15 protein-coding genes and 1 tRNA gene are annotated in these 16,866 nt (G+C 59.4%); 15 read left to right on the top strand and 1 reads right to left on the bottom strand.

All coding sequences use genetic code 11. The features are described from left to right. The first annotated feature begins 10 nt into the window (after window positions 1-10). From DBY20_04950 to DBY20_04905, 10 genes are all read left to right on the top strand, one after another. On the top strand, window positions 11-1,165 hold the full coding sequence (locus tag DBY20_04950) for a 1-deoxy-D-xylulose-5-phosphate reductoisomerase (GenBank protein PWL79221.1): 1,155 nt from the start codon (window positions 11-13) through the stop codon (window positions 1,163-1,165). Further along, complete coding sequence (locus tag DBY20_04945) at window positions 1,093-2,457, top strand: hypothetical protein (protein ID PWL79220.1); 1,365 nt, start codon at window positions 1,093-1,095, stop codon at window positions 2,455-2,457. Before DBY20_04950 ends, DBY20_04945 begins: the two co-directional genes overlap by 73 nt. Window positions 2,458-2,460: 3 nt before the next feature. Continuing rightward, entirely contained in the window at window positions 2,461-3,549 is a 1,089-nt protein-coding gene (locus DBY20_04940; protein PWL79219.1) for a 4-hydroxy-3-methylbut-2-en-1-yl diphosphate synthase, read from the top strand. A gap of 190 nt (window positions 3,550-3,739) precedes the next feature. Then, window positions 3,740-4,426, top strand: a complete 687-nt coding sequence (gene tsaA, locus DBY20_04935) for a tRNA (N6-threonylcarbamoyladenosine(37)-N6)-methyltransferase TrmO (protein PWL79218.1) — start codon at window positions 3,740-3,742, stop codon at window positions 4,424-4,426. Between the two features lie 110 nt (window positions 4,427-4,536). Next, a tRNA-Arg gene (locus DBY20_04930) sits at window positions 4,537-4,612 on the top strand. Between the two features lie 70 nt (window positions 4,613-4,682). After that, a complete protein-coding gene (locus DBY20_04925; GenBank protein ID PWL79217.1) occupies window positions 4,683-5,486 on the top strand; it encodes a hypothetical protein in 804 nt (267 codons plus the stop codon). After that, complete coding sequence (locus DBY20_04920) at window positions 5,483-6,841, top strand: hypothetical protein (GenBank protein ID PWL79216.1); 1,359 nt, start codon at window positions 5,483-5,485, stop codon at window positions 6,839-6,841. Before DBY20_04925 ends, DBY20_04920 begins: the two co-directional genes overlap by 4 nt. 55 nt (window positions 6,842-6,896) lie before the next feature. Beyond that, window positions 6,897-7,415 carry a peptide deformylase gene (gene def / locus DBY20_04915; GenBank protein ID PWL79215.1) on the top strand — a complete coding sequence of 173 codons (519 nt, stop codon included), beginning with the start codon at window positions 6,897-6,899 and terminating at the stop codon, window positions 7,413-7,415. 47 nt (window positions 7,416-7,462) lie between these two features. Next, window positions 7,463-8,422 carry a methionyl-tRNA formyltransferase gene (locus tag DBY20_04910; protein ID PWL79214.1) on the top strand — a complete coding sequence of 320 codons (960 nt, stop codon included), beginning with the start codon at window positions 7,463-7,465 and terminating at the stop codon, window positions 8,420-8,422. Then, window positions 8,364-9,620, top strand: coding sequence for an rRNA methyltransferase (locus tag DBY20_04905; GenBank protein ID PWL79213.1), 1,257 nt, complete (start codon window positions 8,364-8,366; stop codon window positions 9,618-9,620). Before DBY20_04910 ends, DBY20_04905 begins: the two co-directional genes overlap by 59 nt. A 218-nt stretch (window positions 9,621-9,838) precedes the next feature. On the opposite strand, the gene DBY20_04900 is transcribed toward DBY20_04905, so the two are convergent. Next, window positions 9,839-11,302, bottom strand: a complete 1,464-nt coding sequence (locus DBY20_04900; GenBank protein ID PWL79212.1) for a hypothetical protein — start codon at window positions 11,300-11,302, stop codon at window positions 9,839-9,841. Between the two features lie 279 nt (window positions 11,303-11,581). On the opposite strand from DBY20_04900, the gene DBY20_04895 reads away from it, so the two are divergent. The 5 genes from DBY20_04895 to DBY20_04875 are packed head-to-tail and all read left to right on the top strand — an operon-like array spanning window position 11,582 to window position 16,866. Beyond that, window positions 11,582-12,022 (top strand): division/cell wall cluster transcriptional repressor MraZ, encoded by a 441-nt coding sequence (locus DBY20_04895; protein PWL79211.1) that lies wholly within the window; start codon window positions 11,582-11,584, stop codon window positions 12,020-12,022. After that, window positions 11,973-12,983 (top strand): 16S rRNA (cytosine(1402)-N(4))-methyltransferase, encoded by a 1,011-nt coding sequence (locus tag DBY20_04890; protein PWL79210.1) that lies wholly within the window; start codon window positions 11,973-11,975, stop codon window positions 12,981-12,983. Before DBY20_04895 ends, DBY20_04890 begins: the two co-directional genes overlap by 50 nt. A 23-nt stretch (window positions 12,984-13,006) precedes the next feature. Continuing rightward, a complete protein-coding gene (locus DBY20_04885; GenBank protein ID PWL79209.1) occupies window positions 13,007-13,516 on the top strand; it encodes a hypothetical protein in 510 nt (169 codons plus the stop codon). A gap of 9 nt (window positions 13,517-13,525) precedes the next feature. Then, window positions 13,526-15,361, top strand: coding sequence for a hypothetical protein (locus DBY20_04880; protein PWL79208.1), 1,836 nt, complete (start codon window positions 13,526-13,528; stop codon window positions 15,359-15,361). 17 nt (window positions 15,362-15,378) lie between these two features. Continuing rightward, entirely contained in the window at window positions 15,379-16,866 is a 1,488-nt protein-coding gene (locus DBY20_04875; GenBank protein ID PWL79207.1) for a UDP-N-acetylmuramoyl-L-alanyl-D-glutamate--2,6-diaminopimelate ligase, read from the top strand.

Here is a 16,866-nt window from a genome sequence, read left to right as displayed (position 1 = left end):
AGGAACGCACATGAGCAAGATGCGTCTCGTCATTCTGGGCGCGACTGGTTCTATTGGCACGCAGACGCTTGACGTCGTGCGCATGCATCCAGACAAGCTCGAGGTCGTTGCGCTCGCGGCAGGCCGACGTGTCGACGAGATGGTGCGCTATGCGCAGGAGTTCGGCTGCAAGCACCTTGCCTTCGGCGATGAGACCGTGCGCGATGCTCCTGCGTTGGCACAACTTGATGACGACGTGTCTGTCGGATTTGGCGCCGCCGCCGTTGCGGCCCTCACGCAACTTGACGATGTCGACATTGTGCTTAACGCGCTTTCCGGTGAGGCGGGCATGCGCGCCTCCTACGACACGCTCAAGGCGGGCCGCATCCTCGCGCTTGCCAACAAGGAGTCGCTCGTCGTGGGCGGCGATCTCATCATGCCGCTTGCCACGCACGATACCCTGCTCCCCGTCGATTCCGAGCACTCGGCAATCTACCAGTGCTATCTGGGAGAATTCGCAAACGAGGCGCGTAGGATTTGGCTCACCTGCTCGGGTGGCCCCTTCCGTGGCATGACGCGCGACGAGCTTTCGCAGGTGACGGCTGCGCAGGCGCTTGCGCATCCCACATGGAACATGGGACCCAAGATCACCATCGATTCGGCGACGCTCATGAACAAGGGCCTCGAGGTGATCGAGGCGCAGCATCTCTTCGACGTGAAGACGGATGACATCCGGGTTGTCGTGCATCCGCAGTCATGCGTGCATTCGATGGTCGAGTACGTCGATGGCTCGGTCAAGGCTCATCTGGGCGTTGCCGACATGCGCATCCCCATCCAGTTCGCGCTGAGTTATCCGCATCGCTGGGAAAGCCCGGCAGCGCAGGTCGATTTTACCCAGATGGCGTCACTCGAGTTCCTCGATCCGGATTTGGATACTTTCCGCTGCCTGACGCTCGCGCTTGAGGCGGGTCGCGCAGGTGGCACGCTTCCCTGCGTGATGAACGCGGCAAACGAGGTCGCCGTGGCGGCCTTCCTTGCCGATGCCTGCCGCCTGACCGATATCGACGCGACCGTCGAGCAGGTTATGGAGCGTATGGGAAGCGAACCGGTCGAATCGCTCGAGCAGCTCGAGGAAATCGACGCGCGCTCTCGTGCGCTCGCGTCCGACATTCTAGCGAGGGGATAGTCCGTCTCGTGAACATCCTCGCGATCATATTCTGGTTCATCGTCATTATCGGCGTGCTCACGCTCGTGCATGAGCTTGGCCACTTCATCGCTGCGCGAGCCTTTGGCGTGCGTGTGACCGAGTTCATGATCGGCATGCCGGGCCCCAACATCGGCTTCGAGAGAAACGGATGCCGCTACGGTGTCACCTGCATTCCGCTAGGTGGCTACAATCGCATCGCGGGCATGGAAGGCGATGTCGAGAACCCGAATCTGGCCAAGGTGCTCGCCTACGTATATCGACACGGCACGGCTGACGTATCCCACGTCGCGCTGGGCTGCGACCTCGATGCGGAGTCCGCGGAGCTGGCGCTCGTCATTCTGGATGGCTGGGGCTCCATCATCGCGCCCAAGAAGCACGGTCCTGACGATGTCTATTCCGCACCGGCACGCGATGGATTCGAGCTTGGGCAGGCACGTGAGGTCGATGATCCGCAAGCGTTGCTCGACGAGGAGCGCTCGCACACCTATCGCGCGCTGTCGTTTCCCAAGCGGCTCGTCACGCTCTTTGCCGGCCCGTTTATGAACGTGCTGCTTGCCTTCATCCTGCTCATCGTCATCTTCTGCGGCATCGGCTTGACCGTTGCCTCGACGACGCTTGGCGATGTCGTCGAGGGCAGTCCCGCGCAAGAGGCGGGTTTGCAGGCGGGTGATACCATCGTTGCCATTGACGGCACCGACGTGCCCGATTGGCAGACGTTGTCCACCGTCATCGCCGGACTTGCGCCGGGCGAGGCGATAGACGTCGCCTACGAACGCAATGGACAGACGACGAGCACGACGCTCATCGTCGGGATGGACGAGAACGGCTCGCCGCGCCTCGGCATATACGCTGGTCAGGAGCAGTATCGCTTGCCCGTCTTGGAGGCGCTGGGCGCGTCCTGGGAGTACCTCGTGCTCACGGTGCAGGGCTATCTCAACCTCTTCAATCCCGCTACGGCGGGCGAGACGCTCAGTCAGTCGACCTCGGTCGTCGGTATCGCCGTCATGAGCGAGCGGGCGGCATCTGCCGGCATCGTCCCGCTGCTCTTCATCATCGCAATCGTATCGCTGTCGCTTGCCGTCGTGAACCTGCTGCCCCTGCCACCGCTTGATGGCGGGCGTATCCTCATCGAGGTCATTCAGCGCGTCACGCATCGCGCGGTGCCGGCGCGCGTCGTCAATGTGATCACCTTTATCGTCATCGCGCTGCTACTTGTTCTGTTCGTCTTCCTGTTGCGACAAGACATCGTCAATTTCTTCCTGAAGGGGTAGCCCATGGACTTCGAAACGCCTCGTAACGCGACGCGTCGTGTACATGTCGGCAAGGTTGCCGTTGGGGGAGGGGCGCCTGTCAGCGTGCAGTCGATGACCAATATCCCCATGATTGATGGTCCGGACGGGCCATGGCTTGACGTTGAGGGCAACCTCGCGCAAATCGAGCGCCTGGCCAAGGCCGGCTGCGAGATTGTCCGCGTTGCCATTCCCAATCGCGCGTCGATTGTGCGTTTCGGGCAGGTCGCGGAGGCAAGCCCACTGCCCGTCGTTGCCGATGTGCACTTCGATTATCAAATTGCGGTGGGAGCCTGTCATGAGCATACAGCGGGCCTGCGCATCAATCCGGGCAATATCGGCGCCATGAACAAGGTCGATGCGGTCATCGAGGCGGCGGGGGAAGCCGGCATTCCCATACGCATCGGTGTCAACGCGGGCTCGCTCGAGGATGCCCTTGCTGCGCGTAGTGACCTCACCCAAGCGGAGAAGCTCGCGCTCTCGGCCGAGGGCTTCGTGGAGCATTTCCGCGAACGTGATTTCGATGACATCGTCGTCTCGGCCAAGGCGCATGACGTGATGACGACCGTGAACGCGTATCGGAGCCTCTCGCAGAGTTTGCCCGAGGTGCCGCTGCACATCGGCATCACGGAAGCCGGTGGTGTGCGCCAGGGTACGATCAAGTCTGCTGCAGGGCTTGGCATGTTGCTTGCCGAGGGCATAGGCGACACCATGCGCGTCTCGCTCACGGCAGATCCGGTCGAGGAAATCGCCGTGGCCTTCGATATCCTCTCCGCCGTCGACGTGCGCCGCTGCAAGCCCGAAATCGTCTCCTGCCCCACGTGCAGCCGTTGCCAGGTCGACCTCATTCCCATCGCCGACGAGGTCACGCGCCGTCTCGCGATGATTAACAAGCCGCTCAAGGTCGCGGTCATGGGCTGCGTCGTCAACGGGCCGGGCGAGGCGCGCTTCGCCGACGTGGGCGTGGCCTGCGGGCGTGACGAGGGTCTGCTCTTCGCGAAAGGCGAGAAGCTGCGTCGCGTGCCCGCCGACGCAATCGTCGACGAGCTGTTCGCGCTCATCGAGACGCTTTAAGGGAGGGAAAGCCATGCCGCCTATTCAGACTTCTTCTCACACCCGATGAGCGTTTTTCGCAAAGCTGCTGCGGAACTCGCACGCAAAGACCGCGTGCTCAGACAGTCCTCGCACTCGCTTTGCGAAAAACGCCCATCTGTTCGAGAAGTCTGAATATGCGGCAGGCTTTTCCTAGGTTTATGAGGTAATAATGGTTCATTCCGAGACATACGAAATCGAACCTATCGCGCACATCCGCACACCGTTTCCTGAGAAGTTCGGAATTCCACGGCAAAGCGGACTGGTCGCCGAGGCGAAGGGCACCATCGTCTTCGAGCCCAAGTACCGTGACCCCGATGCCCTGCGTTGCATCGAGACCTTTAGCCATCTGTGGCTGATATGGGGCTTTTCCGAGGTCGAGCAAGACGAGTTCTCGCCGCTCGTGCGTCCACCGCGCCTGGGCGGTAACGAGAAATGCGGCGTGTTCGCGACGCGCTCGCCATTCCGTCCCAACGAGCTCGGGCTTTCCGTCGTCAAGCTCGATGGTGTCGAGAAGACGAAGGGCAAGGGCACCGTGCTCGAGGTAAGCGGCGTCGACCTTCTAGACAAGACGCCCATTTATGACATCAAACCATATATCCCCTATGCAGACGCGCATCCGGATGCACGAGGCGGCTTTGCGTCCGATCCCGACGAAGGTGTGCTCACCGTCGATTGCGATGACGCGCTGCGTGAGCGCCTGGGCGATGACGCGACGGCCGTGCTCGCTGCCCTGGCACGCGATCCACGCCCGGCTTATCACGATAACCCCGAGCGTGTCTACGAGATGCGCTACGGAGCGCGGACCGTGCGTTTCTCCGTCGATGACGGCGTCCTCACCGTGCGTTCGGCGGAATGATGAGACACATTGGACAGGTACATCTGTCTCATTTGGGTTTAAATGAGACAGATGTACCTGTCCAATGTGTCTCATCTGCCTTGTCGTTCTCTGCTAGAATACTGCGAGCTGGCTCTGTAGCTCAGGGGATAGAGCACCGCTCTCCTAAAGCGGGTGTCGTACGTTCGAATCGTATCAGGGCCACCATGAAACATCAGGCCAGCGGCTTGTGTCGCTGGCCTTTTAATATCGAGTCAACAATGAACGAGGAGACCCGTTGGACCAGCAACATCTCATCGCCTACTTCGATCGCATCGGCCTTGACGAAGAGCCCACACGTGATATCGCGGGCATCGGCATGATGCAGCGGGCCCATCTCGAGACGGTCCCTTTCGAAAACCTCGACATCCTTGCGGGCAAGGTTCCCCTAGATTTGAGCGAAGAGGGGCTTTTCGACAAGATCGTGGGGCGTGGGCGTGGCGGCATCTGCTACGAGCTCAACTTTCTCTACGCTGCGGCTCTCCATGCTCTCGGCTTCGACCTCGAGCTTAGGGGCGGACGCATTTACGATGATGGGGACGAATTCGACCATGTCTTTCTCATGGTGACCGACCCCGATAATCCCGCATCGGACCCCTGGATCACGGATGTCGGCTTTGCCTACAACATCGCCGCACCCATTCGCTTTACGCCGGGCATCGTACAGGATGACGGGCGCTGCCAGTACCGCATCGACGAGATCGACGTCGATGGCGAGTCCTGGTATCACGTCATACGCATCGTTAATGGCGACGAGTCGCTCATGTTCGCCTTCCGCGACGTGGCTCGCGAGCCGGCCGACTTCGACCCACGCCGCACCTTCTTCGAGACCGATCCATCGTCGCGCTTTCTCAAGGGACCGCTCGTATGCATCGATGGCGAGGAGGGTCGTGTCACGCTTTCCATGCGCCGCATCAAGGAAACGAGGGATGGCGTGGTCACCGAACGCGATATCGACTATCCTGACGAGTTTGACGACCTGCTCGCGAGTGTCTTCAAGATGCGCGTTACCAATCAAGCGAAACCAGATGTCATTGCATGAGAGGGGATGGCACCGTGGCCGATAAAAAGAAAGACAAGCGCAAGCAGATTCCGCTGACCGTACGGCCCAACGCCTTTGCCCGCACGGAGCGCAAGGCACAGCACGCGATTAGGGAAGTAAGGGAAGACGTCGAAAAGCGCGTAGAGGACTCTGTTGAGCGCATCGAGCACTCTGCCGAGCACTTTGGCGAGGAGCTGCACGAGACGGTGCCGCCCTCGACCATTCCCAAGGCCAACCGTATCATCGCCGCGCTCATCATCATCTCGCTCGGCATTTCGGTATTGCAGGTCATCTCGCAATGCGTGCTGAGCTGGGGACACCTGACCGAGCTCTTCACCGGCACGGTCAACAGTTACGGCATCGTCGCCATCGTCTACGGCTTTCTCGCCGCGCTCAACTTCGCCGGCCTTATTGTTCTCATCAGGCTCGACCGCAAGGGCAAGATATTCGAGGCACGCATGCTCCTGCGTGTGCTCATAGTCTTCCTGCTTGCCGGCTTGCTTACGAGCGTTGCCCTCAACGGCGTTGTCTGGCTCGAAATCACCTACTTGTTCCAGTTCATCTGTGCCATTGCCTACCAAATCTACAATGATCCCAACCTCGATCGCGCGCCGGCGTTCAAAAACCCCTTCAAGGAGGGCAAGGAGGCTCGCAAGAAGGTCTACGAGCAAGACCCTGATCGTCGTGGCTACATCCCGCTTAATTTCTTCAACTTGTTCTGGATTTTCATGACGGCGTGCGTGCTCGGCCTATGCATGGAAATGATCTTCTGCCTGCTTGTCAATCACGTCTGGGAGAGTCGCGCAGGACTTCTATGGGGGCCGTTCTCGCCCATCTATGGCTTCGGTGCCTTGCTCATGACCATTGCGCTCAATCGTATGTGGTATCGCAATGCGTTCTTCATCTTCGTCGTCTCCGGTCTCATCGGAGCCGCCTTCGAGTTTTTCGTCTCTTGGTACATGCAGACTGCCTTTGGCGTAGTTGCCTGGGATTATTCCGGCACCTTCCTCTCGATCGACGGCAGAACGGATTTCGCACACGCCTGCGCTTGGGGGCTTTGCGGTCTGGTGTGGATACGCATCCTCTTGCCCGGCGTCATGCAACTTGTCGATATCATTCCGCTCAAGTGGCGTGCGATCATTACGGTGCTTGTCTTCACGTTCATGGTAGTCAATGCCATCATGACCTTGCTCGCACTTGATTGCTGGTCGCAACGTGAGGCTGGCCTGCCCGTCGAGAACGAGGTGCAGGTGTGGTTTAACGAACATTACGATGATGCGTTCATGAAGGAACGTTTTTCGACCATGGGCATGAGCGAAGAGAGCGCCTTGCGCGCTCAGCAAAACCTGCACTAGGTCTTGCGTCTATCTGCTAAACTAATGGTTCCTTTTGTCGAAATCGAGGCGAAGCATGCAAGTTTACACATTTCCCGATCCCGTGTTGCATGAGGTCTGCGAACCGGTCGAACCCGGTGACGAGACCGTCTTGCGCTATGTCGATAACATGTTCAAGGAGATGTACGGGTCGGATGGTGTCGGCCTTGCCGGGCCGCAGGTTGGCCTGCTCAAGCGCATGGTCGTTATCGATACCGATTACGTGACCGAAGACGAAGACGGCGAGCTTTTGCCCAGTCGTCCGCTCGTGCTCATCAATCCCGAGATTATCGAGCATTCAGATAACAAGATTCCCTCGACCGAGGGTTGTCTCTCCCTCCCGGGCCTGTCCGTCAACGTGAAGCGTTGGGAGTGGGTGAGGGTCAGATGCCTGGATGCCGATTTCAACGAGGTCGAGCATTACGGCGAGGATCTCTTCGGAATATGCATGCAACACGAGATGGACCATCTGGACGGCGTGACGCTCATCGAGCGCGCAGATCCCATCGCCCGTCTCAAGGCGCTCAGGGAATATCGCGTCGCAACTGGCCAGTAGGAAAGCTCGCTATCTGGGTCCTGACCGCTGATGGAGGTGGATGCACAATGAATATCGTCTTCATGGGCACGCCCTCCTTTGCCCTACCCGCGCTCGATGCGCTCGCGGCATCTCCCGATCATGTCATCAGCGCGGTCTATACGCGTCCCGACGCACATGCCGGCCGCGGCAACAAGATGCAGCCGACGCGTGTCAAGATGCGCGCCGAGGAGCTGGACCTGCCGGTCTTCACGCCCTATTCGCTGCGTGAGGATGGCGTCGTCGAGCATCTGACCTCGCTTGCCCCCGACGTCATTATCGTGGCGGCGTTCGGTGCGTTGCTCACGCGCGAGGTTCTGGACATTCCCCGTTTTGGCTGCCTGAACATCCATGGCTCTCTGCTGCCGCGCTGGCGTGGCGCCGCACCGGTACAGCGTGCCATCCTCAATGGCGACGAGCTCGCTGGCGTCTGCCTCATGCAGATGGAGGAGGGTCTTGATACGGGTGCCTACCATACGCTCGGTGCAGTCGAGATTGCACACAAGACGACCGAGGAGTTGCTTCACGAGCTTGCCGAAATCGGCGCTGCCGGCTTGCTCGAGGCGCTTCCGCAGGTCGAGGCGGGTACCTACGAGTGGTTCGAGCAGGATACCGAGTTCGTGACCTACGCCGAGAAGGTTTCCAAGGACGAGACGCTGCTGCGCCCCGGTCTTACCAATGCCGAGTTCCTGCGACGCGTGCAGGCCTCCTCGCATCGTACGCCATCCCGTTGCGTGGTATGCGGACGCCGGGTCACCATCTTGCGCGCCCATCCGGCCGATATCGTCTTGGAGCGCGGCGAGGTCGTGCTCGAGAAGAAGCACATCTATCTTGGCCTCAAAGGTCGTGCGGTCGAGATTGACGAGGTCAAACCCGAGAACAAGCGCGTGATGTCTGCCCAGTCATGGATTGCCGGTCTGCACGACTGTGATGATCTTACCTGGAACGTCCTGCCCGAGTACTACCACAAGCTGCCGGTCTATGGCTAACGGACGTCGTGCGAGCAAAGCGACGCCTGCTCGCCTGCTCGCTCTCAAGCTTACCCGCGAGGTTCGTAATCGCGACGCGTACCTGCGCGAGCTCGTGAGCAGTGCACGAGAGACAACGCGGCTTCCTCCCGAAGAGTTCGATTTTGCCCAGGTGCTCGCCTTTGGTGCCGTGATGTGCCGGGGCACCCTTGACGAGGCCATCGATCGCTCGCTCTCCTCGCCACGCGATGTCAAACCCAAGGTACGGGATGCGTTGCGCATATCAGCCTACGAATTGCTGTTCCTGCACAAAGCCGAGCACGTGGTCGTGGACCAGGGTGTCGAGCTCGTGCGCTGCGTGACGCCACGCGCTGCGGGTTTTGCCAATGCCGTGCTGCATAAGATGGCCCGTGACGCGCGTGACTTTCCCTGGGGCGATGTGAGTACGGACGATGCCGCCTGGGCGCGTTCCTTCGGCATGCCGCTGTGGCTCGCCGAGCGTCTCGCTGCGCAGTACGGGCGCGATGTTGCCACGACGGTCATGGAGGCGGACCTACGTCCGGCGCCGCGCTATCTGCGGGACAACCCGTTTGATCCCGATAACCCCTTCGCCTGCGATCTCTCGGCCCAACGTGTGGCGGACCTTGTGCCGCTTGATGGGACGATGCTCGAGATAGGGGCGGGGAGAGGCACCAAGACGATGTTGCTGGAGAGCCGGGCGTTCGAGACGCTCGGTCATACGGTGCCCATTCATACTGTCGACCTTCACGAGTACCGCGCGCGGCTCCATGCCGAGCGCATGCAGCAGGCGGGTATCGAGGACGTGCTCTCGCTCACGGGTGATGCGCGTGATCTTGACGGTATCGATGGGGTGTTACCGCTTTACGATGCCGTGTTGCTTGACGCGCCGTGTTCGGGAACGGGCACGATGCGCCGTCATCCCGAGATACGCTGGAACCTTACGCCCGATGACGTAAGCGACCTCGCGGAGCTGCAACGCGCGTTGCTCGATGAGGCAGCGTGCCACGTTGCCGTGGGTGGCACGCTCGTCTACGCGACCTGTAGCATCCTCGATGAGGAGAACCAACAGGTCGTCGACACTTTTCTCGCGGCACAGCCACAAGATGCCTGGCGCATCGACGAAGGCTCGTTTGCGACGCTTCCCGCGCTCGACGGCCCCGATGGCCACTTCGCCGCCGTATTGCAGCGGGTGAAATAGTCGCGAACATGTGTGCAGGGAAGTCGTCGAGCGGAGGTCCAAGGGAGCGCTTGGGCGCGTGGCGCGCCGCCCGATGAGCAGAAGCTCCAAAATCGTGAGGCGGTCTTGCGAGGACTGTTTGAGCGCGCTGGTCTTGCGCACGAGTTCCGTAGCAGCCGAACGATTTTGGAGCTTCGGGTGCGAATCATTGGCAAGCACCATGCGCCTGAGCGCCACTCTTAGCGTGGCGCAATCTCCCTGGCTTCGGTGACGATCGTCTTCGTGTCTTTGTCGAAGCTCTTGATGGCATAAAGCGTGAAGTGCTCGTCTGTGCGCGTGAGCGCGTATCCCTGCAGTCCCGTCGTCTTGCTGTACGCCGCTGACATGCCGCCATCGATGCAGATGACGCGGCCGCCCGCCTTAACGGGATTCTCGCCGTCCTTTGCCTTGACCGGCACGTGACCGCAGATGATGCGGGCGTGAGCGGGATCGAGCCCGAAATCCTCGAAGATGCGCTCGTACGGCTCTGCCTCGTCAAGTAGCAAGTAGAAGGCGTTCTTGACCTCCTTGCGCGCCGCCTTGTCCTTGCAGAGGTAGATCTCGAAGGTCGCCATCTTGCTCTTGGCGAAAAGCGGTGAGCCCGGCCCGAGCCACAGATACCAAATGAGGTCGCGGCCTTTCTCGCGCATGGCCTCGTCATTGGACTCGAAAGCCGTGCGCACCCATTTCTGCGCCTCATCGTAGAGACTTTTGCCCTTGCAGGTTACTCCGAAGATGTCGACCTCCTTGAGGGTGCCATCGTCGTTGAGCGGCACGCAGGCATGCGCAAGCAAATCGCCGTCGCAAATCTTGTACAGGCTTCCGTGCTCGAAGAGGAAGCGAATGTGCCGCGCGAGCTTTTCGCAGCCGGTGAATGCGTCCACGAGGTAGTTCATGACGGCCTGCTCCTCATCGGTGAGCTTATACGGGTCATCGCGGTCGACGGTGGGAAAGTAGATGTCGGTGAGTTCGTAGATGACGCCATCGACGACGACGGTCTTGGCGTCGTAATCGATGAGATGCAGAAGCTTCCTATCTTCGAGCCCAAAACTGGGATACTTGTTTATGAGCGCCGCCTCGACCTTGAACTGCAGAACTGCCATTGCCTTTTGAATCTTGACGTTCATTTCGAGTTCCGCGTCAGTGAGCCCGGGGTTTGACTTGAGCGCGAATGCGTCGCAGGGGTCATCCGCATAGGCGGTGAGCGCGAACGTCGCCAGGGGTTCCAGATTGATTCCGTATGAACTAGTCAAGATGTCTAGATTACCATAGCGTGCACAGTTACGCACAACATGAGCAATGCAACCAGGCTGTCCGAGCGCAGCACCCATCCACACCACATCATGGTTGCCCCATTGGATGTCGGCATCAGGATAGGCCATGAGCAGATCGATAATCTTGTCCGGGGCGGGACCGCGATCGTAGATGTCGCCGACGAGATGAGCCCAGCGCAGGTCATCGCGCCAGCCATCGAGCAGATAGGCGAAGGTATCGAATTCGCCGTGAACGTCCGAGAGGTAGAGTACGCAATTGCTCTGCGCATCGCTGTGTGTCATGACGAGCTCCTCGGGTCGAGTCTTTCGGTGTACAGGTCCATTGTACTGTTCGAAAAACGATGAGGATGCCACGCGAATCCGTTCGCGTGGGTATTTGGCCCAAATCATGCGAAATCCATAAAAAATTTTGGGGAAATGCCCCACCCCTCAAAGAGCCCACAAATGCGGTTAGACAAAATGCCGAACACAACATCTTGTGCAGATTTCGATAATCTCCGGGGAATGGGAGGATATTTAGATGGGTCATATGGGGAGAAATGCCCATAATAGTGTTGTGAAGTGGGATGTGATGGGATATTATTCTCGCTGCGACCCTCCAAGAAACGTAGAAATCAAACATAGCCAGGAGGGTCGCCAAATTTTCGGGACGGCGAGGGATGTGACGAAATGCGCTTCCGCGGTGAATATCAACATAGCGTTGATAACAAGGGCCGCGTTTCCCTGCCGGCTAAGTTCCGTAAGGCCCTGCCAGATGAGGTGACGATCGTTCCGGTCGCCAATGCGGATTTTGGCAAGGCGTTGTACGTCTTTTCAGATGAAGCGTACGACGAGTGGATGGATTCGTTCTTCGATAGCGAAGAGGGGGGCTATAACCCGCGCAGCAAGAAGCACATCGCTTTGCACAAGTATCTCAACTCGAGTGCGGAGTCGGTTGCTGTCGATGCCGCTGGGCGTGTCAAACTCTCTCCGAAGCAGTGTGAAAAAGTCGGCATCGACAAAAACGTGACCATCATCGGCGAGGGCGATCATATCGAGATCTGGGATAGCCAGGCCCTTGATGAGTACATGGATTCCATCGATCCGTTCGGCAGTTTCCTGGAAGACTAGGGACGGCACGTTGACAGCTGAATACCGGCACATTCCCGTTCTGCTCCATGAGTGCATCGATGCACTCGCATTGTACGATGGAGCCACAGCGCTCGATTGCACACTCGGCGGAGCGGGACACTCCGAAGCGATAGCAAGAAGCATCGCGCCTCATGGTACGCTCATCGGCATCGACCAGGATGACATGGCGCTTGAGGCGGCGAGAAAGCGACTTGACAGTGCGGGACTTGACTCGGACCCGATTCTGCTCAAGGGAAACTTCGCTGATTTGGATGAGTTGCTCGTCGTGGCGCGCGTACCAGGCGTCGATGCCGTCCTCTTCGACCTCGGAGTGAGTTCTCCACAATTCGATTTTCCTGAGCGTGGCTTCTCGTATAGAGAAGACGCTCCCCTCGATATGCGCATGGACCCGAGTACACATACTCTAACCGCAGCAGAGATTCTGAACTCCTACACCACAGATGATCTCGCTCGGGTCCTGCGTGAATACGGTGAGGAAAAGTGGGCTGCCCGTATCGCTCGCTTCATTGTTGACGCGCGTTGCGAGCAGCCCGTCAATTCAACTTTTCAGCTGGTAGACATCATCAAACGAGCAATACCCGCAAGCGCGCGTAAGAAGGGCGGTCATCCCGCCAAACGTACGTTCCAGGCGCTGCGCATAGAGGTAAACCATGAACTTGACGTCTTGTCTCGCGGGCTTGAGGCGGCCATACGCTGGCTCAACCCAGGTGGCAGGATCGCCGTCATCTCATATCACTCGCTTGAAGACCGCATCGTGAAAGACTGCTTCCGTCGGATGGAGAATCCCTGCACCTGTCCTCCGGAGCTTCCGGTGTGCGTGTGTGGGAAGAAGCCGGTATTGAAGGTCGAGACGCGTAAGCCGCTTGTGCCGGCTGCGGATGAAATTGAGGAGAACAACCGGGCGCATAGCGCTCGATTACGGGTTGCAACGAAGCTGTAATGTAGAAAGGACGCCCGTCTATCATGGCGCAGGCTGCTCGACAATACTACGGTTATTCTCGGTTTGCCGGTCAGGCTGCCCGTGACCTGGCGCCCGAGCGCCAGGCGCGTCCCGATGTCCATGTCATTCCCGGACAGCGCACGTCGAATCCCGCGCTGCAGGCCATCTCCCCCGAGCATGCTTTCGCCTTCAAGCTCGCTCTCGTCATCATCGTCACCATCGCCGTGCTGTGTTCCGTGCGCGTATGGCTCTCTGCCTCGACAGTGGCGATGCTCGACAACGTCAATACGATCGAGAGCACGTTGACGAGTGCCCAGGCCAAGACCAACGAGCTTGAGATTCAGCATTCCATTCTGTCGAGCTCGACGCGCATCGAGGAAGAGGCAAGCAAGATTGGCATGATCGCGCCACCTACCGTCAAGTATCTGAAAGTCGTCATTCCCGGCAAGGTCGTTTTGAATGCGGACGGATCAATATCGCTTACGGGCACGCTCCAAAACGTCGAAGACTACGTTGCCGCAAGCACGGGGTAGGTTCTTTGTATGAGGCATAGTCAAGACAGAGCACACAGCGTGATGCCGGAGCGATGGTCCAGGGACTGGATCATCCTCGTGCTTTTTGCGGTATTTCTCGTCGCCATCATCGCAAACCTCATTTACATCCAGGTCATCCGTGGCCCGGCGTATGCCCGCATGGCGCAATCTTCCCATACGACCGAGGTGAGCCTCTCTGCGCGACGTGGCACCGTCTACGACCGCAACGGAGAGGTCATAGCATCCAATGTCGATGCGACGACCATCTACGTGAATCCTCAGGAGGTCACGAACCCCGACCGTCTCGCCACCGTGCTCGCCGAGGTCCTGGGGCAGGATAGCGGCAAGACCAAAGAAGACTACCTCAAGATCATCGACCAGCCCGACCTTTCGTTCGCCTACATCCAGCGCAAGGCGGATACCGTGTCTGCCGAAGCCCTCAAGAACCGTCTGAGCGATGAGAAGCTCAAGGGCATTCACTATCTCGATGATACGAAACGCGTGTATCCCAACGGGGAGGTGGGCAGTCAGGTCGTCGGAGTGGTCGACATCGATGGCAAGGGCATTTCCGGCCTCGAGCTCGAGTACGACGAGTTGCTCAAGGGCGTGGATGGCAGCATCGTCTTCGAGCGAGGCATGAACGACATTCCCATCACCAACGGCGAGACCTCCCGCGTCGAGACGGTCGATGGCACGGACATCGTGACGAGCATCGACATCAACCTGCAGAAGCTCTGCGAAGAGCGGCTTCTGGCGACGGTCATAGACACGGAGGCGCAAGGCGGTAGCATTACCGTGATGGATGCGGCCACGGGCGAGGTCTATTCGGCCTGTTCATACGCGAAGAAGAGCGACGAGGAGCGCAACGCCGAGTACGAGGCAGCCGAGAAGGAAGCGGCGGCGATAGCGGCGTCGGGTCAGCCGAGCGAGGTAAACCCATTCGACGAGCTCTGCGACTACAAGCTCGAGGTGGGCAAGCTCGCCTCCGTGACCGACATCTACGAGCCGGGATCGACCTTCAAGGCGTTCACGGCGTACTCGGTGCTTGCCAATAACGCCAATATCGACGAGAACACGACCTACAAGGTTCCGTATGCCCTTGAGGTCTACGATACCGTCATCACCGATTCGCATGACCATCCCTTCGAGGATATGAGCCTGCGCAGGATTCTGGCCGATTCCTCGAACACGGGCACGACGCTCGTCTCTCGCGAGGTTGATCTCGTGCAGCTCTACGACAGCTATCACGCCTTCGGGTTTGGCACGAAGACCGGGTGCGACTTCCCCGGCGATACGGCCGGCCAGCTCGAGGAGAGCAAGGACTGGGATGGCGTGCAGAGTGCGACGGTCACGTTTGGGCAGGGCCTTACCGTGACGCCGCTGCAACTCGTACGCGCCTATGGTGTTTTGGAGCAGGGTGGTACGCTCGTGACCCCGCACTTCCTCACCGATGTTCCCAACGACGCCGAGACTGCGCAACGTCTTATGCAGGACTTGACGAAGCGCGAGACCGTTGCCGATGCGGGCGTATGCAAGGAGGTAAGCGAGATGCTCACCTCCGTCGTGACCGAGGGAACGGGCGAGGAAGCCGCCGTCGACGGATTTACCGTCACGGGCAAGACGGGCACGGCCGAGATCGCAAGCGTCTATGGCGGCTACGAGGAAAACGCATACGTCATGTCATTTTGCGGCTGGCTCTACGGCTCCTCGAGCGATCTTATCTGTCTCGTGACGGTAAACAGACCTCATACGAATCTTGGCGCCGGCGGCCTGTGTGGCCCGGTCTTTTCCGAGATCATGACATACGCAACGAAGCGCTACCAAATTGACGCGCAGAGCAAGTAGGGAAGAGCGAAGAGACAATGATGCGGAGTGCATGCAACATAGAATCCTTGTTCGCGGGTGTGGCCCATGAGGCGCTGCACTGCGAGGACGGCCCGTACGAGGTGAACGCTCTCGAGTTCTCCTCGCGTGACGTCAAGCCAGGTGCGCTTTTCTTCTGCGTTCCCGGTACCGTCGTCGACGGGCATGATTTTGCCGCCGATGCGCTCGAGCATGGTGCCGTTGGCCTTGTGGTCGAGCGTCAACTCGAGATTGATGCGCCGCAGTTTCTCGTCGAGGATGCGCGCGCTGCCTTGGCGCTTTGCTCGGCGAACTTCTACGACAGCCCGTCGCGCAAGCTCGACGTCGTTGGCATTACGGGCACGAATGGCAAGACGACCACCTGCTTTCTCGTCGAGCATCTCCTGAGACATGCCGACATGCGCGCCGGTCTCATCGGCACGGTCGAGTGCCATGTTGCCGACGAAATCTACCCTTCCGCGCATACCACGCCGGAGTCACGTGATTTCCAGGAGCTTCTTGCCCGGATGGTCGATGCACATGTCGATGCCTGTGCATGCGAGATCTCGAGTCACGCGCTCGATCTCGGGCGTGTCAGGGGAACGCACTTTAGGGTGGCTGCATTCAGCAATCTCACGCAGGATCATCTTGACTACCACAAGACGATGGAGGAGTACTTCGCGGCGAAGGCGCGTCTCTTCACCGAGTATGAGCCCGATGCATGCGTCATCTGCACGGATTCGGATGCGGGCAAGCGCATGGCGCAGCTCTGCAGCGATGCAGGCCGTGTGCTGTATCGCGTCGGCTCCGATGCCGATTGCGAGGTACGCCTCGTGGAAGCGCGCTTTGATGCCCGCGAGACACGCATCGACGTGGAGGCCGCGGGGGAGTGGCTGCATCTGACGCTACCGCTCGTCGGCCGCTTCAATGTCGAGAACGCGCTTATCGCCTTCGGCATCGGTATGGCGCTTGGCCTTACCAACGAGGTAATCGTTTCCGGTCTCGAATCTGCGCCCCAGGTCCCCGGACGTCTCGAACGCGTCACGGGCGCCAAGGGAACGCATGCGCCTTTCGGCGTACTCGTGGATTACGCGCATACGCCCGATTCGGTCGCGAAGGCCATTGATGCGGTGCGGGCCGTCACGCAAGGCCGCATATTCTGCGTTTTCGGTTGTGGCGGAGATCGGGACCATGGCAAGCGCCCCAAGATGGGCGCTGCCGCACTCGCAGCCGATTTCGCCATCGTGACGAGCGACAATCCGCGCACGGAAGATCCTAATGCGATCATCGAGCAGATCGTCGCGGGCATGCAGGATTGCGAGGAGCGCTACACCGTCATACCGGACCGTGCCGAGGCCATACGCTTTGCTATTGAACAGGCCCGTGAGGGCGATGTCGTTCTCATCGCCGGCAAGGGTCACGAGGACTATCAGATTATCGGAGATGTCAAACACCACTTCGACGACCGCGAGGTCGCCGCTGCGGCAATAGAGGAGTTGGAGTCATAG

This window comes from Coriobacteriia bacterium (assembly GCA_003149935.1).
Classification (GTDB): Bacteria; Actinomycetota; Coriobacteriia; order Coriobacteriales; family QAMH01; genus QAMH01.
This window is presented reverse-complemented; position numbering and strand designations above follow the sequence as displayed.

Bases quoted from the DNA above. Each gene is read 5' to 3' on its own strand.
- DBY20_04950 (PWL79221.1), top strand. From the start codon at position 11: ATGAGCAAGATGCGTCTCGTCATTCTGGGCGCGACTGGTTCTATTGGC.
- DBY20_04940 (PWL79219.1), top strand. From the start codon at position 2,461: ATGGACTTCGAAACGCCTCGTAACGCGACGCGTCGTGTACATGTCGGC.
- tsaA (PWL79218.1), top strand. From the start codon at position 3,740: ATGGTTCATTCCGAGACATACGAAATCGAACCTATCGCGCACATCCGC.
- DBY20_04920 (PWL79216.1), top strand. From the start codon at position 5,483: ATGAGAGGGGATGGCACCGTGGCCGATAAAAAGAAAGACAAGCGCAAG.
- def (PWL79215.1), top strand. From the start codon at position 6,897: ATGCAAGTTTACACATTTCCCGATCCCGTGTTGCATGAGGTCTGCGAA.
- DBY20_04910 (PWL79214.1), top strand. From the start codon at position 7,463: ATGAATATCGTCTTCATGGGCACGCCCTCCTTTGCCCTACCCGCGCTC.
- DBY20_04905 (PWL79213.1), top strand. From the start codon at position 8,364: ATGATCTTACCTGGAACGTCCTGCCCGAGTACTACCACAAGCTGCCGG.
- DBY20_04900 (PWL79212.1), bottom strand. From the start codon at position 11,302: ATGATTTGGGCCAAATACCCACGCGAACGGATTCGCGTGGCATCCTCA.
- DBY20_04895 (PWL79211.1), top strand. From the start codon at position 11,582: ATGCGCTTCCGCGGTGAATATCAACATAGCGTTGATAACAAGGGCCGC.
- DBY20_04890 (PWL79210.1), top strand. From the start codon at position 11,973: ATGAGTACATGGATTCCATCGATCCGTTCGGCAGTTTCCTGGAAGACT.
- DBY20_04885 (PWL79209.1), top strand. From the start codon at position 13,007: ATGGCGCAGGCTGCTCGACAATACTACGGTTATTCTCGGTTTGCCGGT.
- DBY20_04880 (PWL79208.1), top strand. From the start codon at position 13,526: ATGAGGCATAGTCAAGACAGAGCACACAGCGTGATGCCGGAGCGATGG.
- DBY20_04875 (PWL79207.1), top strand. From the start codon at position 15,379: ATGATGCGGAGTGCATGCAACATAGAATCCTTGTTCGCGGGTGTGGCC.